The organism is Pseudovibrio sp. Tun.PSC04-5.I4, assembly GCF_900104145.1.
Lineage (GTDB): Bacteria > Pseudomonadota > Alphaproteobacteria > Rhizobiales > Stappiaceae > Pseudovibrio.
Map to the genome: position 1 here is coordinate 368,597 of NZ_FNLB01000006.1, position 21,899 is coordinate 390,495.

Genomic DNA, 21,899 nt, shown 5'->3' on the forward strand with positions numbered 1-21,899 from the left:
GGAAAATCCCTCAATCAGATAGGAAGCGACGCCACAGTGCTTAGGGCTTGAGCCTCGCTATATCAAGGACGCTCAGTTTGCTCAGTTACATTTCCTGAAATATGGGTCAGGTAGCAACTTCTAGTTGTTGACTTATAGTAAGGTTACTTAATTAAAATTGCAATCTATGTGCGGTTTAACGCACATAGACCTTTGCGCCAATTGGAACCATTTTATACAGCTCTGCCACATCTTCGTTTCTCATGCGAATGCAACCGGATGATACGGCCTGCCCAATTGTCCATGGTTCGTTGGATCCATGAATACGGTAAAGCGTGGAACCAAGGTAAAGAGCGCGTGCGCCCAAAGGGTTACGTGGTCCACCAGGCATATACCGAGGTAGGCTAGGTTGCCGTTTGATCATCTCTGCAGGTGGACGCCAGTCCGGCCATTCCCGTTTCCGGGTTACTTTGTGGACGCCAGCCCATTCAAATCCGGGACGGCCCACACCCACACCATACCGGCGTGCTCTACCGTTGTTCTGTACCAGGTAAAGAAAACGTGTCGTTGTGTCGATAATCACGGTACCGGGACTATGAGAGGTGTTGTAGTTTAAAGTGGTTGGCAAAAACTGTTTCGGGATGCGGCGGTTATACCGGTTGGAAACAGCACGTGACTGTTTCCTTTTCGTTGAGCGCCTAACGTTCTTGAGCGCTTTCGCCTGTGATTTAGGAACCTGCATGACCCACGGGCCTGAAAGATCTGGGCTTAAGACAAGAGGCGGCGCAGACGCACGTGGCTTATACTCTGCTTGCGCAACAGTCGTTAGTCCGCAAACCAACCCCGTTACACTCAAGAGAGTGACCAGCCAGCCAGCTTTACCGTTTGCTCTAAGCCCTAACATGCCCGCACTCCTCTGGAATCCGCAGTTTACCCTTGTGCGAATAGCCGGAAACTAGGAGTTGCAGCTCTAGTAATCGTTAAAATTATCAATGTAATTTATACTAGTTCATTCTAGGGTTAATCGAAGGTTACCAAGTTTTCCGATTACTTTAATAAAAATTCTTGTAAATTTCACTCGGGCTAAGTCTACGGTAATAATTAACACTCTAAGAAGTAAAAAGAAGACAGAAATACGAATCGTCTCTGATGGGCGTGCTTGCGTATGCGCGCCACACTGTGAAATTGCTCCACAGTGTCAGAGGCTTAAAGTTCGAAGCTATGACAGCTTCATGAGTTCGGGGTTGGGATGTCAGTTGCAAGGAAAGCCTTTCGCGCAGAAGCTCAGTTTGGGCTGCGGAACGCACGAACGGAAATAAGTGCTCCGATCCAGGACAACGGAGAAGAGCACCGTCACCGATTGGTGATGGAAGAAATCGCGAGTTTGAAAGATCTGTTGGCTGCTCCGGGAGCAGATCCAGCTGAACTTTCCAAGCGCGTGGCAGAAGAGCTGCGTGAAGAAATTGGTGAGGCGGCAAAACTTAAGCGCGAGCTTGATGAAATTTATGAAGCCATCGCCAACACCAAAAATGAAATTGCAGCCCTTCACGATAAATCAAGCGTAGATAATGATGAACGTGGTCGTGTGACTTTGGAGCTGGGTGCAATTGTCTCCGGTACAGAAGGCGCAACTGACCAGATTCTCACCGCAGCTGAGATGATTGATCAGAACGCGGCAACCGTTATGCCGATGATCCCGTCTGAGCATGAAGGCCTTGTCAGTGACATTCATGAGCAGGTCGTTTCCATTTTCGAAGCCTGTAACTTCCAGGATTTGACTGGCCAGCGCATCAGCAAAGTGGTGAACACGCTTGCATTTATTGAAGAGCGCATCATCCGCATGATTGATATCTGGGGCGGGATTGAAAGTTTCAAGGAAATTTCTGCAAACCTTGCTGCCGATAAAGAGGGCGACGATGCAGACTTGTTGCACGGTCCTGCACTGGATGTAGAAACAGGTACAGTAACTCAGGACGACATCGACGCATTGTTCGATTGATCCGCAGTTTCCAACAAAAGAGCTTTCTCTCTGGCTTGCCATTTTGGTGAGCCAATGCTCTATATGAGAACATATAGGAAACATTCGGAGAGGCAGGATTATGGACCAAAGCTCAACAGAGATTGCTGAAGGTCTCATTCGCGGAGAAGATGGAAAAGACCGCTGTAAATGGCACGGCGGTGATCCATTCTATCAGGCCTACCACGATAACGAGTGGGGCCATCCGGTCACCAATGACACTCGCCTCTTTGAAAAGATCTGCCTCGAAGGCTTTCAGTCCGGCCTGTCATGGCTGACCATCCTGCGGAAGCGTGAAAATTTCCGTGCGGGCTTTGCTGGTTTCGATATCGAGACTGTCGCGCACTTCACCCAAAATGATATTGAGCGCCTCGTTCTGGATGCAGGCATCATTCGCCATCGCGGTAAGATCACCTCCACAATCAACAATGCCAATCGTGCTCTGGAAATGCAAAAAGAGTTTGGATCTCTCGCCGCCTACTTCTGGAAGTGGGAACCTGCTGCAAAAGATCGCCCAGCACTCTGTGATTTTGCTACACTCGGCCCAATCGGTAAGACCGATCTCTCGACCACAATCTCAAAGGATCTGAAGAAGCGCGGATGGTCCTTTGTTGGCCCAACAACCGTCTACGCTTTCATGCAGGCCATGGGCATGGTCAACGATCATCTTGAGGGGTGTTGCTGCCGACAGATAGTGGAAGACAAGCGGACAGCGTTAAAACGCCCAACATAGTCTTGATCCACAAACCGACGCAGAAAGTACGCTTTCAACGCAAAACCACGCAACAAAAAACGCACCCCGAATTGGAGTGCGTTTTCAAAGCTTTATCAGGAAACGCCGCTTACTTCGCGACTTTCTGTGCCAAAGGCTCAAACAACGGATTTGCCGTGTGGAACACGTAATCCAGCGGCGTGACCGTCACCATTTGTGCCCCTAGCTCGCGCAACTTATCCGCACACTCAGGAACATTAGAGGCAGGGCAATGCAGCAGCAGCGATGAGCCTTCAATGCCAAATGGGGCAATACATCCAAGCGCAGCAACCTTGCTCAACACCTGTTCAGGGTTAGCCACAACAGTCCGCATCTCTTTGAAATTATGAGCGTTATCCTGCGCCGTGATACGGTCCAGCATCAAACGAGCCGCCTGCAAAGCGCTCTCATCCCAGTTTGCGGTGGTTGAGGCCACAAGGTGCGCCTGAGAACGGGCAATCACACCGTCCTCTAGGATCTTCAGATTGTTGGCTTTCAACGTAGAACCGGTGGAGGTGATATCGACCACAAGCTCAGCAGCGCCAGCAGCAGGCGCTCCCTCAGTCGCACCAGCACTTTCAACAATGCGGTAATCCGCAATGCCGTTCTCCGCAAAAAACTGCCGCGTATGGTTCACATACTTCGTTGCAATGCGCAGACGACGGCCATGCCGCGCCCGGAAATCTGAAGCAACATCAGCTAGATCGGACATGGTGGACACATCAATCCATGCTGTCGGAACAGCAATCACAACGTCTGCATGACCAAAGCCAAGCGCGGTGATGATGTGTGTCTTTTCCTCGGGCCTGTCGATGTTCTCATTGACCAGATCCGTTCCGGTAATTCCGAAATGAACAGTCCCAGCTGCGATTTCCCGCGCAATTTCAGAGGCGGAAAGGAACGCAATTTCAACGCCCTCAACACCTTTCAAAGTACCGCGGTAGTTACGATCACCACCCGGACGCTTCACTTTCAAACCAGCACGCGCAAAATACGCATGGGTCATTTCCTGAAGGCGACCTTTAGAGGGAATAGCAAGAATAAGATTGCCAGCCATTAGACATCTCCCTCAGCAGCACGATCAAGCCAAATAGTAAAGCCAACAGCGGGGACAGAGCGCGGCGCGCCAAGTCGTTCCACCAACTTGTTGTAACGACCCCCACCAATCACCTGTCCGAGATGTGAGCTGGATTGATGATGAATTTCAAAGACAAAGTCAGTGTAATAATCCAAACGACGCCCGAAATCACCAGAATATTCCAGCTTGGAAATGTCAATGCCACGTTGTGCCATCAGGTCGGACCGCTTCGCCAGACGCTCAATAGGAGCATCCAGATTAAGGCCGGTTTTCTTGGCAAAATCATGCAAGGTCTCAACGGCTTTGAGCGGAGGCGGACCGGAGATGTTGAGGTAGGCAGACAGACGTGAAATCACATCCTTGTCCACGCCAGACCCGGCCGAAAGGGCTGCTTGCTCCATAAAGCGCTCTGCAATCTCATGAGCGGTACGCCCACCAACAGCAGAAATACCAGCAAGAGAAAGCACGTCCTCAACCACAGCCACAGCAGCTTCAGGATCGCGGCCTTCAAGGGCAGCAAGGAAGCCAAGCTTAGCGTCCGGCTTGGCCTCAGTACCGCTCATACGGGTGATAACCTGGTCAAGCTGATCACGTTCGCCAAACGCATCCCGCAGGCGGCGCTGCCAAACCTTTGGAATTTCAAGCGCTTGCAGAACTGATGTGAACAGACCTTCATCCCCAACACGAATGCGCGGGGAGGAAAGGCCAAGGCTGGACGCCGAATCAAGAGCAAGGCCCAGCATATCCGCATCAGCCTGTTCTTCATCGCTGCGGCCAATGGATTCAACACCAGCCTGCATGGTTTCGCCCAGTTGCCCGGGGCGATGTCGGAAAACTTGTCCAACATAGGAAAATGCCGCAGTACGGCCCGCTTCACCTGTTTCCAGATAATGTCGAGCAATCGGAATAGTGAAATCAGGACGTAAGCAAAGCTCTTGTCCATCTTTCCCATTTGTCAAAAACAGGCGCCGCCGAAGATCTTCGCCAGCCAGATCCAAAAAGATATCTGCTGGCTGCAAGATTGGCGGGGTTGCCTCTTCATAACCCGCATCCCGAAATAGCTGGCTCAGAGCCAAGCTGCGGTTATCCCCCAATGTCATATTAGTTCTCGCTTTGGTTTTTGCGATCATCTTCCTGAGCTGCAACAAGCTTTTTAACTTCTGCAACCAAGTCGTCCCGCTTCACAGCAAACTGTGCAGGGCGGCTTTCACGCCAGGTTTTGTTATCTTCAATCTCAGCAGAAAGGCGTTTGCCTTCAATGAGATCTTTGATCTGGATTTCACCTTGTTCACGCTCCTGAGAGCCCTGAATGATGGCACATGGTGAATTACGTTTGTCAGCATATTGCAGCTGTTTGCCAAACTGTTTCGGGTTGCCCTGATACATTTCAGCGCGAACACCAGCACTGCGCAGCTCCTGAACCATGGCTTGGTAATGCGCAAGGGACTCAATGTCCTTGTCCATCACACACACAACCACAGGCCCTGCAATTTCGTCCTGACCAAACTTGCCCAGTGTGGTGAGTGCCGCCATCAGACGGGAAACACCAACGGAAAAGCCGGTAGAAGGCACAGGCTGGCTCATGAAGCGAGAAACGAGGCCATCGTAACGACCACCACCACCAACAGAACCGAAGCGAACAGGGCGACCTTTTTCGTCTTTAACTTCAAAGGTCAGCTCAGCTTCATAAACCGGGCCAGTGTAGTATTCCAAGCCGCGCACAACGGAAGGGTCAATGAGAACACGGCCATCCGTGTAGCTTGCTGCATCAAACAGCTTGCCCATGGTCGCCAGCTCTTCAACGCCTTCAGAACCGGTTGCGCTTTCAGCAACCAAAGCGCGAAGGTTTTCAATGGTCTGGTCTGTGGTATCTGCACCAGCTTCAACAAAGGCAAGAACCTTCTCGGCTTCCGCGTCACCAAGGCCAGCACCCTTTGTAAAGTCGCCAGAAACATCTTTACGGCCTTCGCCGAGCAGCAGCTTCACGCCTTCTACGCCGAGGCGATCCAGCTTATCTACAGCGCGCAAAACGGTCAGGCGGGTATCAGCGTGTTCGTCACCGGCAAGCCCGATCACTTCCATCACACCATCAAGCACCTTACGGTTGTTCACTCGAATGATGTAATCACCGCGAGAAATACCGAGGCGTTCCATAGTATCGGACGCCATCATGCAGATTTCAGCATCCGCAGAAACGGAAGGTGCGCCAATGGTATCGGCATCAAACTGCATGAACTGGCGGAAACGGCCCGGTCCAGGTTTTTCGTTGCGGAACACGTAGCCAGCGCGGTAACTGCGGTAAGGCTTTGGCAGGCTTTCGTAATTTTCGGCCACATGACGGGCGAGGGGCGCGGTTAGGTCATACCGCAGGCTCATCCATTGCTCGTCATCGTCCTGAAGAGAAAACACGCCAGCGTTCGGACGGTCCTGATCCGGCAAAAACTTGCCAAGAGCATCAGTGTACTCGAACATTGGAGTTTCCACGGGATCAAAGCCGTAAAGCTCATAGGTCTGCTTGATAACGGAGATCATTTTCTCCATAGCCAGCAGTTCAGCTGGAGCGCGATCTACAAAACCGCGCGGTAAACGAGCTTTGAGCTTGGCACTTTTCTTTTTTGCCATGAGGCCGTTACATCCATGAAAGTGTAATGAGGTTGCGAGAACTTCCCCCAAGTATATCCGAGGAGAAGCGCACTGTTGCCAATCTCCTAGCCCATTGAGCAGGGGAGGGCAAGGCGCGAAGCCGCTGCAATCGGGCGCAAATTTCCCAATCAATACTTGCAATAGTATCAAGAGCGGCTAAGGTCGCGCGAAAAATTGAAGGATCTTTCCCTTTAGCTCCTAAAGGAAGGTCTGAACACTGGAGAAACCATGGTGTTAAACACCAAGAATGATGTGCCCGAAAACCGCAATTCAGATGATCGCCAGACCGGACCCGCTGAGCTGAGCATTGTGTTGCCTACTTATAACGAAAGCAAAAACGTCCCAATTGTTGTTGAGCTGCTGGATAAAGCGCTCGCAGGCGTTGCTTGGGAAGTGATTGTTGTTGATGACAATTCTCCAGATGGCACATCACAGGTTACCGCAGAAATTGCACAGCGCGACCCACGCGTCCGCATCATCCAGCGTATAGGCCGCCGCGGTCTGTCCGGCGCATGTATTGAAGGGATGCTGGCCTCCAGCTCCAAATACGTCGCCGTTATGGATGCCGATCTGCAACACGATGAAAGCCTGCTCCCGAAGATGCTGGCAGCTCTGCGCTCACAAGACTACGACATCTGCGTTGCTTCCCGCCATGTGGAAGGCGGGGATGTGGGCACCGGCCTGTCTTCTATTCGCGCTTGGGGCTCCAACCTTGCAAACAATCTGGCGCGTAACTTCCTGAAGGTTGAACTCTCCGATCCGATGAGCGGCTTCTTCATGCTTCGCCGTGATAAGTTCGTGGATCTTGCGCCGCACTTGTCCTCGCAGGGCTTCAAAATTATGCTCGACATTGTTGCCAGCGCAAAAGGCGCGTTGCGGATCAAGGAACTGCCGTTTGTGTTCCGCGAACGCCAGCACGGTGAAAGCAAGCTCGATACTTTGGTAACAATGGATTACCTCGGCCTGCTCGTCTCCAAACTCTTTAATGACGTGATTTCAATCCGCTTCATGATGTATTCCATGGTTGGCGGCACCGGTGTTGTCGTTCACCTCATCGCATTGAAATTGCTGCTCGTTCTCTTTGGTATGAGCTTCGGCATTGCGCAGTTGATTGCAACCTTCGTCGCCATGTCCTCCAACTTCTTCCTCAACAACCGCCTCACGTACCGGGACCGCCGTTTAGCCGGTGCAGCCTGGATTAAAGGTCTGCTCACATTCTATGTGATTTGTAGCTTTGGTGTTCTGGCAAATGTTGGTGTGGCAGAGTTGATTTACACCAGTAAACCAATCTGGTGGTTTGCCGGTGCAGCCGGTGCGATCATGGGAGCCGTGTGGAACTATGTAATCTCCAACACGCTCACATGGCGCAAAGGCTGATTACCCTGAGGATTGTGAGCAGATGCAGGAAACAACCTCCGCAAAGCCGTTGAGCTTCTGGCTCCGGCCAACCAATTTGATCCTGATTGTTGCCGTGCTGTCTCTGGCACGTCTGGCGACAGGCATGAATTCAGATCTGGTTGAGGATGAAGCCTATTACCGCCTGTGGGGGCTCTATCCTGCACTCGGATATTACGATCATCCACCAATGGTCGCCTACTGGATCTGGCTAGGTCAGGCGTTGTTTGGCGATACTGCGCTCGGTGTTCGCTTTATAAGTATTCTGTCAGCCGCAATAGGGTCTGCTGTTCTGTGGCGAACTGCAAAAGTGCTGTTTGATGACCATGTTGCAGGCTGGACAGTTCTCTTTTTCAACGCAAGCCTACTCATAGGTGTTGGCTCATTACTGGCAACGCCAGATGCCCCCTCGGTCTTCTTCTGGGGGCTGGCACTTTGGGCCATGGCAGAGCTCACCGCTTCAAAGAACGCCAACTGGTGGATTGCTGTTGGCATTTTTGCAGGACTTGGGCTTCTCTCCAAATACTCCGTACTGTTCCTTGGCATAGGCATTGTCTTATGGCTGCTCTGGGTGCCGGAAAACCGTCGCTATCTGCTCTCATGGCAGTTGTGGCTTGGTGGGGCACTCGCCATCGCGATCTTCTCGCCCGTGCTTTATTGGAATGCGCAGCACGAGTGGATCTCGTTTGTAAAACAGTTTGGTCGCTCTGTTCCCGATGGCTATTCCGTCAAATACATTGGTGAGTTTATTGGTTCTGTTGCTGGTCTGCTCAACCCGCTGGTCTTTATAATCGCACTGGTTGGAGCATGGCGCATCCTCCGTCGCGTGGTAAAGCAGGACAGCGCTGCAAGCCTGTTGGTTTTGACCGTTCTGCCGTTCTTGGTCTATCTGTTCTTCCACTCGCTGCATTCTCGTGTGCAGGGCAATTGGCCCGCGCCCATGTATCCAACTCTGGCACTGTTTGCCGGCATAGCCGCAGCTTATCCGCCGGTGAATGTTGGGCGCTGGTTCAAAGCACTCGCTCCATCAGCAGTGGTGCTGGGAGTTGTGATCGCAGGTCTTGTTTATGTCCACGCACTCACGCCGTTGAACACATCACTGGGCCGCAAAGACCCCACACACCAGATGCGCGGATGGCAAACGATCGGCACTGAACTTGCTGAGCTGGCTAAAGCCAACAATGTCGACTGGATCGCCACAACCAGCTATGGTTTGACCGGCCAAATGGCAAATGCGCTGAAAAATACGGGACTCAAAGTCTATGCGATTCCCGAGCGTATGCGATATGCAATGATTCCCGAGGCACTTCAGACCCCAAAAACCAGCAATATGCTGTATGTGACGGAAGAAAGAAGAGATCGGTCCGATAGGCTCAAAAACATGTTCGATGATGTGGTGTTGATCGAGACTATCCCCCGAGAATCTAAGGGTGTATTCGGAAATACTACCATCGAAAATATACGGATATACAAGCTCTCTGGGGTGAAGTTGCCCCTGAAATCCTACTGAGAGGGTCGAGATTTCGTTGCGTTAAATTTCCAAGCTTTGTTAAATATGCTCCTGAACCTTTGGGATTGGGAGTTCCGCGCGATGAAGCGCATCCTCTTAACAAGTCTGGAATTTGGGCAAAGCTACGGCGTTGATAGGGCGATCTGTGATTTAATCATCGCTGGACGCCTCTCTGCTGTCGGTTGCGTTGTAACTGGTGAGATGTGGTCGCGGGAGTTTTATCAACTCCGCGATGTGGTCGCATGGGCTGAACATGAGACCATGGTCGGCCTGACTGTTACCCTCACAAAGCCAGCAGGTCCCCTAACGGATTTCGGCCATACCGTCTTTGGTGATCTATTCCCGAGCTCATTGTGGTACTCGATCCGCAGCCCGATGAAGATGTTACCCGAAGAAGCCATTGCAGCTGAAATCGCCGCACAGGTGGATTTGTTTGAAGAGGTTTATGCCCGCCCACCAGCCTTTATTGCAATACAAGGGAATCTGGCCAAACACCCCGCAGTCAGTGCAGCACTGATCACCGTTCTGACCATGATGAAGGGACGAGAGCCCGCACTTGTCCTCCCGACGGGTGCAAATCGTATCGGCAATTCAATAGCTAAGCGTGCGGCCAAAGATGGGTTGGAAACCATATACTGCGGTCCCGATTTGCCATTAGCTGATGAGGAAACCGATCTGCGAGATTTTTTCTGGCATGGCATCAACGAAGCTAGAGATCAGGCGATGGTCCTGTGTCGCCCATCCTATCCCGAACAAGAGCACCAGCTAACGCTGAGGAAGAACATACGGCAGATCTCCTCACGAGAAAATCAGCTTAAATTCCTGATAAGCGAGGAATTTCCGTTTCTTTTGATGGAAAAAGATATCTTCTTGTTCTAAGAACGATCTCTTCCTGCGGTAACGTGAAGAGATCGTTCTATTGAATATGTCATAAATGTTGGGGTATTTATGAACGTCTCTAATTTGCCGAAAAATGGCGATAAGCTCTGTGACTCTTGTCACAAAAAAGCCGCAAGATAGACCTAGTTAAAATCATCAATTATATTGATGTAGTTTCAACTACAAAATGTGGAACTACGGCTCGTCAGGACCTCGTGATAAGATGACAAAGTTCAAAGAACTCCTTCAAAATAGCTTCTCACTTGCAGGCTTGGCGGAAGAACATGCGCATGGGCTCTCTGAAATCGCGCAGCCTATGTCTTTGAAGTCCGGGGCAGTTTTGTTTAAGGCTGGAGATCCTGGCAATGGCTGTTATGCTATTATCGAAGGCAACATGAAGGTCTCCGTAGTCTCATTGGATGGCAGTGAACAGCTCCTTGCCGTTTTGGCGCAAGGAACGCTAGTGGGTGAAATTGCTTTGCTGGATGGCAGTGAACGGTCCGCAACCGTGACCGCTTTGAAGCCAAGTAAGCTTGCATTTATCTCCAAAGCTGCATTTTATCGCTATGCCGATGAAAATCCTGCAATTTACCGACACATGCTTTCCATCGTAGCGACTCGCCTGCGCAGATCCAACGATGCTTTGGCGGCTCGCTCTTTCTTGCCGCTCAACGGCCGTGTCGCGCAAACACTGCTTCAATTATCAGAAACCTTTGGCAAGAAGGTCGATAGCCACAAAATTCTTGTTCACTACAAAATCTCTCAGGCCGAAATTGCCAATATGGCGGGTGGCGCACGCGAAAACGTCAGTCGTGTGTTGAATGTATGGAAGCGAGAAGGTGTTATCAGCAGGCTCTCTGGTTATTACTGCCTTGAAAAGCCAGAGGTGCTACGAGCTGCCGCAGAGCTTTAAGGTGGGTTCTTGAGGTAAAGTGACCTTAAGGAAAAATAAAGGGCCTAGGCCTTGTCATTGGCAAGGCCTTTGAAAATACCACAATGACATATCAACATTTTGACATTCGCCCGCTGAGCGAATGTACTCCGGTTCATCCCGAACTCACCCACACTCAGGTGCGTGCGCTTGTCACAAGCCATGTAGATAAGCTGCGCAAAAATAAGCGTCTTGCTGGTGTTTATCTCAGCAATTTGAGATGTGATTGGGAAGATTATGAAGCACAGGCAATGCGCTTCTGGTGCTCAGCGCTTTTGAAGGATCAGAGTTACTCTGGCCGCCCGCTTGGCAAATATCGGAGTGCCGCTGCTCAGGTCTGCAGTGATGATATTGCCAGCTGGTTGAATTTGTTCGAGAATGCAGTTGAAGAATGCATTGCAGACGCAGCCCAGGCTGACACGAAGAAGAGTGCAGCTCAAGTTGTTGATTGCTTCCACATGGCGATGAATATTACTGGAGCTGATGGCACACGTCATGCATAGCATTTCTGGTAATGTTTGGACGGAGCTTAAAACAATGACTGACGCAAGAGACAACGCTGAAAACGTGCAGCCAGTAGGTGAGCTAACCACGCGCACAATGGCTATGCCAGCGGATACGAATGCATCTGGCGATATCTTTGGTGGATGGGTTGTCTCTCAAATGGATATAGCAGCCGGTATTGCTGCCAGCCAATGCACTATGGAACGTGTCGTCACTGTCGCAATTGACGGCATGACTTTTATCCGCCCAGTGAAGGTTGGAGACGTCATGTGCGTGTATGCGCATGTCCTGCGGGTAGGAAGAACGTCCGTCACCCTTGCGATCGAAGCATGGGCGCTGCGCCACCGCTTCGGCAGTCGTGAAAAGGTGACAAACGCACAGTTTACGTTTGTTGCAGTCGGTGATGATGGTAAGCCAATCGAAATATCATCGGAACAACGCGCCAAATTTACGACCTCGTAGTCGCGTAACTGCAAATTGGAATTGGGAAACAAGCCGTGTCACTAGAAATCCCCGTTGTATCAGCGCGTGAACGGACACCGCTTGACCCTTCCATTACGCCTGCTCAAATCAATCTGCTCGTAGAAAGTTTTTACGGTAAAGTCCGGGCACATGAAACACTTGGGCCGATCTTTCTGAAAGAGATGGGTGACGACTGGGGCCCGCATCTGAATAAGATGAAGCACTTCTGGGCGTCTGTTTTGCTAAAAACAGGCACCTATAAGGGAAAACCGGTTCCAGCACATGCCAGAATTGAAGGCGTATCGACCGAAAACTTCCATGAATGGATGGACTTGTTTGAGGACGAGGTCTACGCGATCTTTTCCAAAGAAGCAGCTCCACAATTGTTGGCCACAGCACAGCGCATCGCACAAAGCCTTTGGCTTGCAATGGTCGCAGATCCTTTTGCCACGCCACCAAAAAAGTTTGGCAGCCAAGCAGCCTGAGGTCTAGCGAAACTGTTTGGAGCGAAGAGCGGTTTGTTTAAAGTGCAATCGTAGTGCTTCAAGTTCTCTCGGGCGTCTGCGCACCGTATCTGCAAATAGACGCTCGTCAACAACCGTATGGCAACCGTTGGCCCATAATCGCAGCAAAGTCGCAAACCGGTCTGTGCGCTCTTCTGAGCTGAGGGGAGTGTTGTCTTGGCGTGTTGAGTGAGAGCATAAACGACTACGCAATCCCTTTTCGAGGATCAGGCAATCCAAAAGGTATGTTGCCGTAAACTCATCAGCAAGATGAGACACAGCTTCTCTCAGTGATTGTGGTACGCACTCAGACACATAGGACTGCCATGCAGACTGTGGCTGACTAGTAAGATCAAACATTAAATCCTCCATCGGTTTCCCGAGGAGAACTGGCGCAAAATCCATTGAAACTACCGCTTGGTTGTTGCGAACGATGACGACCTAGTCCTCTATTCGAAACCACATCCCTAATGGCGGAGACCACCTTGCCCGGTTTGGCAGGTTGGCGAGGGCGCCAGCCCTTCTCTTGATGATGCTAGGGATTTGGCACGAAAATAAGGCAATTGCAAGTGTGCGACTGTCCTTTGTTCTTTCTCCACACTTTCAAAATTCCGTTATGTCTTACCCTAACACCACATAACGTAGGTTCCGCTAAGTGAATACCTTCAATTTTCACGTTTCGATAAACTGAATTATTGTCAAATCTAAGTATTCTCCCTCCTCGTCAAAACAGCGCATAGTGTTGGTCTAATTGCACGGCTTAGGTCATTTATTGCACCTAACTATTCACCAAATCAGGAAACCCAAGGAGACGCGAGAATGTGCAGTAAAATAACCATCAGCTACGGAATCGTGGCGACATGCACATACGCTTTCCTGATGTCCTCAACACAGGCTGCTGTATCCACTAAGATAATAGACGAGGTTAAGACGGAGTTTGTGAGCCAGACAAAGGCTGACCAGAAAACCCTCTCTGACAATGTGGATGTTGTTGTAATGCCGAGAGGCTTTCATATTGAGCCCTATGCTGTAGTGCCAGATGCACGCCATATGGCCGTTGCTCCCGATGGCAAAACCGTTTTTGTTGGAACGACGACTGATCGGGTCTGGGTGGTTGAGCAGGATGAAAACGCACCGATAGCCGCGGAAGTCAGGCAGTTTGCTGCCAACCAGTCTTTTATCATCCCAAATGGCGTGTGCTTCACAGAGGATGGTGCTCTGGTTTTGGCGGAACAAAACCGGGTGTTGAAGTTCCCCAATGCATTAAAAGCCAAAGATGAAGCGAAGCCGGACGTTCAGATTCTCATCGGTCAGGGAATGCTCATTCCCAAAGCAGAAGAAAGTTACTCCCACTCTGCGCGGGTCTGTGATCAGGGGCCTGATGGCCGGATCTACATCTCTCTCGGCCAGCCTTACAACGTCCCACCTGAGATGAAGCTGAAACTATACGACAGTCTCGGCATCGGCGGTATTATCTCAATCACTGGGGATGGAATGGATCGTCAGGTCTACGCGACTGGTATTCGCAACTCCGTAGGCATGGAATTCCATCCCAACTCCAGCAATTTGTGGTTCACTGACAATCAGGTGGATGGCATGGGAGATGACATTCCGCCGGAGGAGCTGAACAAGGGCGTGGAGCCGGGCAAAAACTATGGTTTCCCGTGGTACGGAGGTGGAACAGTTCGCACGCCGCATTACATCAATGAACCAATCCCGAGCGGAGTTGTTAACCCCGAAGTGGAACTGGATGCCCACGCCGCCAGTTTGGGAATGACCTTCTATCAGGGCAATATGTTCCCTGAAGAGTACAAAGGCGGCATCTTCATCGCCCAACACGGCTCTTGGAACCGCTCAGATCCTATCGGCGCACGAGTGGTGTTCGTGCCGGTGAATGACAAAGAGGAAGCTGGCGTCCCCACAATCGTTGCAACGGGGTGGATTGATGCTGAAGGGGACTATCTTGGTCGTCCGGTTGATGTGGTGGAACTTGGAGATGGATCGCTTTTGATCTCTGATGATTCAACAGGCGGTATCTACCGCATGTACTACGAGGACTAAAAAGCAGGCCAAGAACGTCCTTGACCTGCTCACATTAAGAGTATCGCTGATTAATGGCTGCCGGGAATACCTTTGTAGGCATTCTCTCCCCAAACCTTCTTCACGCGTTGATCGCGACCACATTGGTAGCGGTAGTATTTGTAACGGATCGGGTTCTTCTCGTAATAGTTCTGGTGATAGTCTTCTGAATCATAAAAAGCAGAGGCTGTACGGATCGGCGTCACAAGAGGTGCTTTGATCTCACCTGATTTACTAAGCGCCTTCTTGGAGGCTTTTGCTTTTTTCAGCTGTTCTGCACTGGTTGCAAATACAGTGGTCTGATAGCTCTCGCCGCGATCACAAAACTGACCGCCTGCATCTGTTGGATCAACAGAATGCCAAAATGCAGTCAAAAGCTCTTCGTATGATACTTTCGCAGGGTTAAACTCAACTTCCAAAGCTTCCAGATGACCTGTGCCGCCAGCAGAAACCTGCTTGTAGGTCGGGTTGGCACTGCGACCACCTGTGTAACCAGAGGTCGTTTCCAGTACGCCGTCAATCTTGTCGAAATCAGACTCAATGCACCAGAAACAACCGCCTGCAAATATGGCCGTTTCTGTTTTGGCCGCTTGGGCAGGCTGTGTCACAGCAAAAAGCAGAGGCAGCAGAGCAAAGGCTTTAGCAGCGTTTTGTGCAAACATCTCAGATCCTTAAATCAGGTTGTGCATTGGAATTTCTTAAAACTTATCAGAACAGCCATACTTATTTGAAATGAAGTTACATCAACATTTCGTCACTGGAGTTTTGCTTTGGGCGCGGAGGTCTCTAGAGATCACAAAATACTGCCCCTCAATGGTCTGATATAAATACGTTCAATATCCAACAGATAAGGGATCAGTTATTCCTCTTAGATCGAATATGCTAAGATCTGATTTTCTATATTTTGAGGAATTTTATGCGATATTTCAGCGCCTTTTTCTTTTCCCTGAGTGTTTTGATTGTCCTGCCAGCAGCTGCCGATAATTTTGAACTAGCCCATCAGGCCATGTGCGAGAAGATGAAAGTCTGTGCGGTTGAAACGATGAAGCGCGAGAACGGGGATAGCCCGATTAACGGTGCAATTCGCGTGATGCTGGCTCAGCAACTTGATCAGGCTTGTGTGGCTATGAAAGCAGATTTCAATGAGGCACGCAGTGTTGCAGGGGGGCTGGAAAAAGCCGCCGCCTGTATGAATTCGCTCTCAGCCAAAACATGCGTTGCGCTCAACAACATGGAGGATGACCCAAACACAAAGGAATGCACCGAGTTTCAACAACTCTCCGTGCAGTAAAGCGGCTCCGAAAAGTGGATATGGTATCCGGATAGGATTGCGTTCGAAGTCAAAGGGCTTGTGCAGAATGCCTAAAGCACATTTGCCATATTCCAGCCGGTAACGACGAAACCAACTTTCTCATAAACGCGGATGGCAGCCTGGTTGTTGGGTTCAACGCGCAAACCAATGCGCGTCAGGCCTTCAGCCTTCAGCGTGGCTTTCAAAATTTCAAGTGCTTGTGAAGCATAGCCCATGCCGCGGTGTTCCGAGTAGACAAGAAAATCCATAATGAAGATGGAGTTCTCATCATTTCGCGCGTACCAGAGATGCCCGACAGCGGCCTCTCCCTTATCTGACTGCTTCATAATGCTCAGCATCTTGTTTTGGTCCGTACTCACTCCATCAGGAAACGCATTAACGACACCGTCCGTTGCCTTCTTCAAAGCGGCCTGCTCGTCCATTCGGTGATTGGTCATGAGATCAACAACGTACTCTGAAATTGCGGTGTGCTTGAAATCAGCAAAATGCGATGGATCGTAGGTTTGAAGGCGGATCATTGAATGTTCTTTCGATGAACTGGAAGCTTAGAACAAATAAGAGCGCCCCGATGGGCGCTGCTATTGGTCTTATTATTCTGGAATTATGGAGAGGCGCGGGTGGAGCGCTTTGTAAAAGTTTTCAAACCAGGTGACATACCATTGTGCCAGGTCTGCAGTTGTCGTGCTGATGCCCAGATCGACATCTTTTTTCCATAAAACGATGCAGCAATACTTGGCATTTTCTACAGGATCCCAATCCAGGGATGCACCGATCTCACCTTCTATCTGTTCTTTTTCGCGCAGTAGGTGCTCAAAATATTTTTCACCGCGTTCGTTGCGCAGGCTAACCATAACCTTCGCGCAGTTTTCTTGCTCCACATAATGAAGGCTAAGATACGCGCTGGGTACGCCAAATTTGACGTCGTAATAACTTCCGGAAGGAATATTGTTTCTCAATTTCAGCGGAAGTTTGGTCTCGGTCAGTTGTTTTCTTACTTCCTGCCAAAGATCGTGTTGTTTAGTTTCTAAATCATTCATGATTCACTGATCTCCATCTCAAGTTATATATGCATATACATGACAAAAAGGGCGCCTCAAAGGGCGCCCTGATCTGTTTAAGCGTTGGAAAGCTTGGCTTAGAAGCCCATGCCGCCCATACCGCCCATTCCGCCGTCCATAGGAGGCATTGCAGGGCCGTCAGATTTTGGCATTTCAGCAACCATTGCTTCGGTTGTGATCAGCAGGCCAGCTACAGATGCAGCGTCCTGAAGGGCAGTACGAACAACCTTAGTTGGATCGATGATGCCAGCTTCAATCATGTTGACGTATTCTTCGGTCTGCGCGTTGAAGCCGAAAGTTTCGTCAGCAATGTTGTCCTGGATCTTGCCAACAACGATAGAACCTTCAACGCCGGAGTTTTCAGCGATCTGGCGAAGTGGGGATTCAAGAGCGCGAAGAACGATCTTGATACCAGCTTCAATATCAACGTTGTCAGAAGAAATCTTCGCAACAGCAGCTTTTGCACGAAGCAGAGCACAACCACCACCTGGTACGATACCTTCTTCAACAGCAGCGCGTGTTGCGTTCAGGGCATCGTCGATGCGGTCTTTTTTCTCTTTAACTTCAACTTCAGTAGCACCACCAACGCGGATAACTGCAACACCACCGGCAAGCTTAGCAAGACGTTCCTGCAGCTTTTCACGGTCGTAGTCAGAAGTAGTTTCTTCGATCTGAGCTTTGATCTGAGCAACGCGTGCTTCGATGTCAGCTTTAACGCCAGAACCGTCAACAATAGTGGTGTTCTCTTTAGAGATGTTCACCTTGTCAGCAGTGCCGAGCATTTCGATAGTAACGTTTTCCAGCTTGATGCCGAGGTCTTCAGAAACCACAGTACCACCAGTCAGGATAGCGATGTCTTCAAGCATTGCTTTACGACGGTCACCGAAACCAGGAGCCTTAACAGCAGCAATTTTTAGGCCGCCGCGCAGTTTGTTAACAACCAGAGTTGCCAGTGCTTCACCTTCAACGTCTTCTGCAATGATGAGCAGCGGACGGGAAGACTGAACAGCGCTTTCAAGGATAGGCAGAAGTGGCTGTAGGTTGGTCAGCTTTTTCTCGTGAAGGAGAATAAGTGGCTTTTCCAGATCAGCAACCATCTTTTCAGCGTTGGTTACGAAGTAAGGAGACAGGTAGCCGCGGTCGAACTGCATGCCTTCAACAACTTCAAGCTCAGTCTCAAGGGACTTAGCTTCTTCAACGGTGATAACGCCTTCGTTGCCAACGCGCTGCATTGCTTCAGCAATATCCTGGCCGATCTGAGCGTCGCCGTTAGCAGAGATTGTGCCAACCTGTGCAACTTCGTCGGTAGAAGAGATAGACTTAGAACGAGCAGTCAGATCTGCAACAGCAGCTGCAGTTGCCATGTCAACGCCACGCTTCAGGTCCATTGGGTTCATGCCAGCGGCAACGAACTTTGCACCTTCTTTAACGATAGCCTGCGCCAGAACAGTCGCAGTTGTTGTACCGTCACCAGCGATGTCGTTGGTTTTGGAAGCAACTTCACGCACCATCTGTGCGCCCATGTTTTCAAACTTGTCTTCAAGTTCGATTTCTTTTGCAACAGAAACGCCATCTTTAGTGATGCGTGGTGCGCCAAAAGCTTTGTCTAAAATAACATTACGGCCTTTAGGGCCCAATGTTACTTTTACAGCGTTTGCAAGGATGTCTACGCCGCGGATCATTTTGTCGCGGGCATCAGAACCGAATTTGACTTCTTTAGCAGCCATGGTTTTGTCTCACTTAAATTCTTGAAAAACAGAAGGGATCGTAGGGTCTCAACAATGGCTTGGAATTAAGCCAGGATACCCATGATGTCGGATTCCTTCATGATCAGCAGCTCTTCGCCGTCGATCTTAACTTCAGTACCGGACCATTTGCCGAACAGAACGCGGTCACCAGCTTTAACGTCGATAGCGATGAGCTCACCATTGTCTTTGCGTGCGCCAGTGCCAACAGCGATAACTTCGCCTTCCTGTGGCTTTTCTTTTGCAGTGTCAGGAATGATGATGCCACCAGCTGTTTTTGCTTCAGACTCAATGCGGCGAACGACAACGCGGTCGTGTAGTGGACGAAACTTCATAATTGCTTTTTTCCTATCATGCGCGAGCGCCCCTTGTAGGCAGCGCCCGGACGCGAAGGTTAGTGGGTGATGCTCTAAGCTTCACAGTCTTAGCACTCCCAAAGGCAGAGTGCTAACAACCGACTTTTGATGTAGGTTCCCCCATTGTTGTAGTCAAGGAGAGCCCGGCAAAAAAATAGCTCAGAACCATATAATTCTGCGATTACTGCAAAAAATTGGGGGTAATCCGGGAGAGAGTTTGGTTTTACAAGACCAAAGAACTAGGCGGTGAGGAAGGCCGGTGAGGACCGGAATCAGAACAAAATAAAAGCTGGCTCTCCAAAAAAGCCAGCTTCATGAATGCGATATCTAGCTGAAGAACTACTTAGTTCTGCAGCGGTGTAGCTTTCATTAAAAACGGAAGTTCAAAACTTCCTGATTTTTCAGAGTTTTCATCGTTAAACCGAACTTTTAACACGTACTCACCAGCCTGAAGGCCTTGCAGGTTGAAGCTCAGGGAACTCTGGTATTCACGAATCCGACTGAAGCTTTCGGAGTGTAGTTCTGCAAAATCATCCTGTGAAGCGAGAACCTGGCCCGTCGTATTGCGCAACTCAAAGTCAACGCTCAGATCAATCATGAATTGACCATTTTGCTCCTGATAGGCGTAACCAAGAGGTTCAGCATATACAATCAGAGGATCGCCGCTCTGGAATTCAGCAGATACCAGTGGAGTGTAAGAGCCGTACCCTTTGGCCGGAAGGGCGATGAACTTTGCTGATGTGAAAACAAGGCTTTGCTGTTTCCAAGCTGTATTATATGCGCTTTGGGCGGTGACAAAGTTAGGTGTCAGTTGAGCCGTTTCAGCGGCAATCGCAGCACTTCCCAACAAAGTGCCAACGACTACGGTACAGGCAGCGGCACTTATGCATGCCGCCATCCCTCTTTTATTGAATGGCATTTTTAGTCCCCTAGAGCCGTCGGTATAGGTACCGTGGCACTCACCAATTTGTTGGCGGTGGTATAGCCCTTAAATTTTGGGGAGACAATACTGCGTCATTTCGTGAAGCTGCTTAGGGGAGGTTCACGGCCATGTTCCTGATGCAATGGTTAAGAATTTGCCGAAGCACTCCGTTAGAGGCTCGCACGATCTGCCCAGGATTGGCGCTTTCTGTAGATCGTCGAGGGGCTGATTTCCAGCGCAGCAGCAGCAAGCGCAATATTGCCATCAAAAGTTTCAAGTGTCGTCTCAATGATCTGCTTTTCCTGAAACCACAAAGGCTCGATAGAACGGCCTGACGAGAACGCATATTCAGTCGCGCTGATGGAAATGTCAGATTGGATGGAAGCCGGATTGGATTGGAGGAGAGGGGAGAGCATACTCTCAGTAACCTCAACGCCTTCATTCATGACGACCAGTTGGCGTACGACATTCTCTAGTTCGCGAACATTGCCCGGCCAGCTATGTTGCAGCAACAAGGCCTCTGAACCTGTTGAAAATCGCTGAAAACCGCGCTTTTCTTCTCCCGCATATTTTCGAAGGAAGGTCAGTGCGAGTGTCGGGATATCTTCTCGGCGCTCGCGCAGAGCTGGAAGCCGGATTGGCAAGACGTGAAGGCGATAGAATAAGTCCTCGCGGAAACGGCCTGCGGTAATCTCGGCTTTTGGGTCGCGATTGGTCGCGCAAATCACACGCAAATCGAGTGACCGGACTTTATGCTCTCCAACCCGCTGGATTGTTCCCGTCTGTAGGAACCGAAGAAGTTTGCTCTGCAGGCACAGTTCCATTTCTCCAATCTCGTCAAGAAAGAGAGTACCACCATCAGCAATTTCCGCCGCCCCAGCTCTTGCTTCATCCGCCCCTGTAAAGGCTCCACGCACATGACCGAAGATCTCGGACTCCATCAGGTTGACAGGAATTGCTCCACAGTTGATTGCGACAAAAGGACCAGCCTTTCTGGCAGATCTGGCGTGGAGAGCCTGTGCACATAGCTCCTTACCAGTCCCTGATTCTCCAGTGATGAAGGCGGGCGCGCTGGATGTTGCCATCCGGTCTATCTGTCCATAAACCGTCTGCATCCGATTTGAGGTTCCAACGAAACCTTCAAACTGTGTTGCGGACACGTCGCTTCCAACCCTCTGATTTGAGGAGGGAACTGCAACTGTTTTCTGATGAACTTTGCCAGATTGAGCTTGGAAAGCTCCAAGATGTGCGTCCAGTTTTTCGCAAAGCATCTCGTCCGTGAATGGCTTCGTCAGGAAATCGTGGGCACCATTGCGCATTGCGTTTATAGCACGGCTAACAGAACCTTTTGCGCTCACCGCCAGCAAGATCGCCCGAGGACAAGCTGCAACAATTTCCGAGAGCTCAGCTTCACCGCCGATACATTCAAGATCGACAACAATGACGTTGATAGGCGTATGCCGCAAAAATGCGACGGCATGTTCTTTACTTGAAAGAATGTACGCCGGTTGGCCATTGGTGACGTGTTGCGCCAAAGCACTGCTGGTTTTACGCGCATCAGAACGGTTTGTGTCTACAACGCAAGCGTTCAGAAAACGATTATTGGCTTTGGGGGATCCCATTGGCAGGCAACCTCGAAATTCTCAAAATAAGTGATCGAAATATTTTCGACACCCTGAGTTTGTGCAAACAGGGTAAACAAACTCTTTTCGTTTTGCGTGTTGATTGCATTATGCAGTTGTTTCTTCGCAATTGAGCCTCACAACAGGTTCTGT

At 50.1% G+C, this 21,899-nt stretch carries 23 protein-coding genes and 1 riboswitch; of the genes, 11 read left to right on the forward strand and 12 right to left on the reverse strand.

Going from position 1 to position 21,899, the window contains the following annotated elements; genetic code table 11:
* Positions 1-175: 175 nt before the first annotated feature.
* Entirely contained in the window at positions 176-883 is a 708-nt protein-coding gene (locus BLS62_RS06715; protein ID WP_093178494.1) for a L,D-transpeptidase, read from the reverse strand.
* Between the two features lie 345 nt (positions 884-1,228).
* On the opposite strand from BLS62_RS06715, the gene BLS62_RS06720 reads away from it, so the two are divergent.
* Together BLS62_RS06720 and BLS62_RS06725 are read left to right on the forward strand one after the other, a co-directional pair.
* Positions 1,229-1,978, forward strand: coding sequence for a protein phosphatase CheZ (locus BLS62_RS06720; RefSeq protein ID WP_093178497.1), 750 nt, complete (start codon positions 1,229-1,231; stop codon positions 1,976-1,978).
* Between the two features lie 121 nt (positions 1,979-2,099).
* Complete coding sequence (locus BLS62_RS06725; protein WP_208991114.1) at positions 2,100-2,729, forward strand: DNA-3-methyladenine glycosylase I; 630 nt, start codon at positions 2,100-2,102, stop codon at positions 2,727-2,729.
* 109 nt (positions 2,730-2,838) lie between these two features.
* Here the strand turns inward: BLS62_RS06725 and hisG are convergent, their stop codons facing one another.
* From hisG to hisS, 3 genes are read right to left on the reverse strand one after another with little or no spacing between them, the layout of a single operon-like run.
* Positions 2,839-3,804, reverse strand: coding sequence for an ATP phosphoribosyltransferase (hisG, locus tag BLS62_RS06730; protein ID WP_093178503.1), 966 nt, complete (start codon positions 3,802-3,804; stop codon positions 2,839-2,841).
* Positions 3,804-4,925, reverse strand: a complete 1,122-nt coding sequence (locus tag BLS62_RS06735) for an ATP phosphoribosyltransferase regulatory subunit (protein ID WP_093178506.1) — start codon at positions 4,923-4,925, stop codon at positions 3,804-3,806. Before BLS62_RS06735 ends, hisG begins: the two co-directional genes overlap by 1 nt.
* A 1-nt stretch (position 4,926) precedes the next feature.
* Positions 4,927-6,447 carry a histidine--tRNA ligase gene (gene hisS / locus BLS62_RS06740; protein ID WP_093178509.1) on the reverse strand — a complete coding sequence of 507 codons (1,521 nt, stop codon included), beginning with the start codon at positions 6,445-6,447 and terminating at the stop codon, positions 4,927-4,929.
* Between the two features lie 249 nt (positions 6,448-6,696).
* On the opposite strand from hisS, the gene BLS62_RS06745 reads away from it, so the two are divergent.
* The 7 genes from BLS62_RS06745 to BLS62_RS06775 all read left to right on the forward strand — a co-directional run bounded on the left by BLS62_RS06745 (position 6,697) and on the right by BLS62_RS06775 (position 12,634).
* On the forward strand, positions 6,697-7,845 hold the full coding sequence (locus BLS62_RS06745) for a glycosyltransferase (protein ID WP_093178512.1): 1,149 nt from the start codon (positions 6,697-6,699) through the stop codon (positions 7,843-7,845).
* Between the two features lie 22 nt (positions 7,846-7,867).
* Positions 7,868-9,373, forward strand: coding sequence for a glycosyltransferase family 39 protein (locus tag BLS62_RS06750; protein WP_093178514.1), 1,506 nt, complete (start codon positions 7,868-7,870; stop codon positions 9,371-9,373).
* An 81-nt stretch (positions 9,374-9,454) separates the two neighbouring features.
* Positions 9,455-10,252 carry a ChbG/HpnK family deacetylase gene (locus BLS62_RS06755; protein ID WP_208990716.1) on the forward strand — a complete coding sequence of 266 codons (798 nt, stop codon included), beginning with the start codon at positions 9,455-9,457 and terminating at the stop codon, positions 10,250-10,252.
* Positions 10,253-10,475: 223 nt separating this feature from the next.
* Positions 10,476-11,165: a Crp/Fnr family transcriptional regulator gene (locus BLS62_RS06760; protein WP_093178519.1), complete on the forward strand. Its 690-nt coding sequence runs from the start codon at positions 10,476-10,478 to the stop codon at positions 11,163-11,165.
* A gap of 83 nt (positions 11,166-11,248) precedes the next feature.
* A complete protein-coding gene (locus tag BLS62_RS06765; protein ID WP_093178522.1) occupies positions 11,249-11,686 on the forward strand; it encodes a group III truncated hemoglobin in 438 nt (145 codons plus the stop codon).
* A 34-nt stretch (positions 11,687-11,720) separates the two neighbouring features.
* Positions 11,721-12,149 carry an acyl-CoA thioesterase gene (locus BLS62_RS06770; RefSeq protein WP_093188534.1) on the forward strand — a complete coding sequence of 143 codons (429 nt, stop codon included), beginning with the start codon at positions 11,721-11,723 and terminating at the stop codon, positions 12,147-12,149.
* A gap of 35 nt (positions 12,150-12,184) precedes the next feature.
* The gene (locus BLS62_RS06775; RefSeq protein ID WP_208990718.1) at positions 12,185-12,634 is read left to right on the forward strand and encodes a group III truncated hemoglobin; all 450 of its coding nucleotides are present in this window, start codon (positions 12,185-12,187) and stop codon (positions 12,632-12,634) included.
* 3 nt (positions 12,635-12,637) lie between these two features.
* Here the strand turns inward: BLS62_RS06775 and BLS62_RS06780 are convergent, their stop codons facing one another.
* On the reverse strand, positions 12,638-13,012 hold the full coding sequence (locus tag BLS62_RS06780) for a hypothetical protein (protein WP_208990719.1): 375 nt from the start codon (positions 13,010-13,012) through the stop codon (positions 12,638-12,640).
* Between the two features lie 47 nt (positions 13,013-13,059).
* Positions 13,060-13,190, reverse strand: a riboswitch (SAM-I-IV-variant riboswitch).
* A 281-nt stretch (positions 13,191-13,471) separates the two neighbouring features.
* Here BLS62_RS06780 and BLS62_RS06785 point away from each other — a divergent pair.
* On the forward strand, positions 13,472-14,713 hold the full coding sequence (locus tag BLS62_RS06785; RefSeq protein ID WP_093178529.1) for a PQQ-dependent sugar dehydrogenase: 1,242 nt from the start codon (positions 13,472-13,474) through the stop codon (positions 14,711-14,713).
* Positions 14,714-14,763: 50 nt separating this feature from the next.
* Here the strand turns inward: BLS62_RS06785 and msrA are convergent, their stop codons facing one another.
* Positions 14,764-15,393, reverse strand: a complete 630-nt coding sequence (msrA, locus tag BLS62_RS06790) for a peptide-methionine (S)-S-oxide reductase MsrA (protein WP_093178532.1) — start codon at positions 15,391-15,393, stop codon at positions 14,764-14,766.
* A 254-nt stretch (positions 15,394-15,647) separates the two neighbouring features.
* On the opposite strand from msrA, the gene BLS62_RS06795 reads away from it, so the two are divergent.
* Positions 15,648-16,022, forward strand: a complete 375-nt coding sequence (locus BLS62_RS06795; protein WP_093178535.1) for a hypothetical protein — start codon at positions 15,648-15,650, stop codon at positions 16,020-16,022.
* A 71-nt stretch (positions 16,023-16,093) separates the two neighbouring features.
* Here the strand turns inward: BLS62_RS06795 and BLS62_RS06800 are convergent, their stop codons facing one another.
* The 6 genes from BLS62_RS06800 to BLS62_RS06825 form a co-directional block, all read right to left on the reverse strand.
* Positions 16,094-16,561, reverse strand: coding sequence for a GNAT family N-acetyltransferase (locus tag BLS62_RS06800; protein WP_093178538.1), 468 nt, complete (start codon positions 16,559-16,561; stop codon positions 16,094-16,096).
* Between the two features lie 72 nt (positions 16,562-16,633).
* Positions 16,634-17,080 (reverse strand): DUF4268 domain-containing protein, encoded by a 447-nt coding sequence (locus BLS62_RS06805; protein ID WP_093178541.1) that lies wholly within the window; start codon positions 17,078-17,080, stop codon positions 16,634-16,636.
* Between the two features lie 98 nt (positions 17,081-17,178).
* Positions 17,179-18,828 (reverse strand): chaperonin GroEL, encoded by a 1,650-nt coding sequence (gene groL / locus BLS62_RS06810; RefSeq protein WP_093178544.1) that lies wholly within the window; start codon positions 18,826-18,828, stop codon positions 17,179-17,181.
* Positions 18,829-18,893: 65 nt separating this feature from the next.
* Positions 18,894-19,181: a co-chaperone GroES gene (gene groES / locus BLS62_RS06815; protein WP_093178547.1), complete on the reverse strand. Its 288-nt coding sequence runs from the start codon at positions 19,179-19,181 to the stop codon at positions 18,894-18,896.
* Between the two features lie 364 nt (positions 19,182-19,545).
* Entirely contained in the window at positions 19,546-20,121 is a 576-nt protein-coding gene (locus BLS62_RS06820) for a hypothetical protein (RefSeq protein WP_093178550.1), read from the reverse strand.
* 173 nt (positions 20,122-20,294) lie between these two features.
* On the reverse strand, positions 20,295-21,746 hold the full coding sequence (locus BLS62_RS06825) for a sigma-54-dependent transcriptional regulator (protein ID WP_093178552.1): 1,452 nt from the start codon (positions 21,744-21,746) through the stop codon (positions 20,295-20,297).
* Positions 21,747-21,899: the final 153 nt, after the last annotated feature.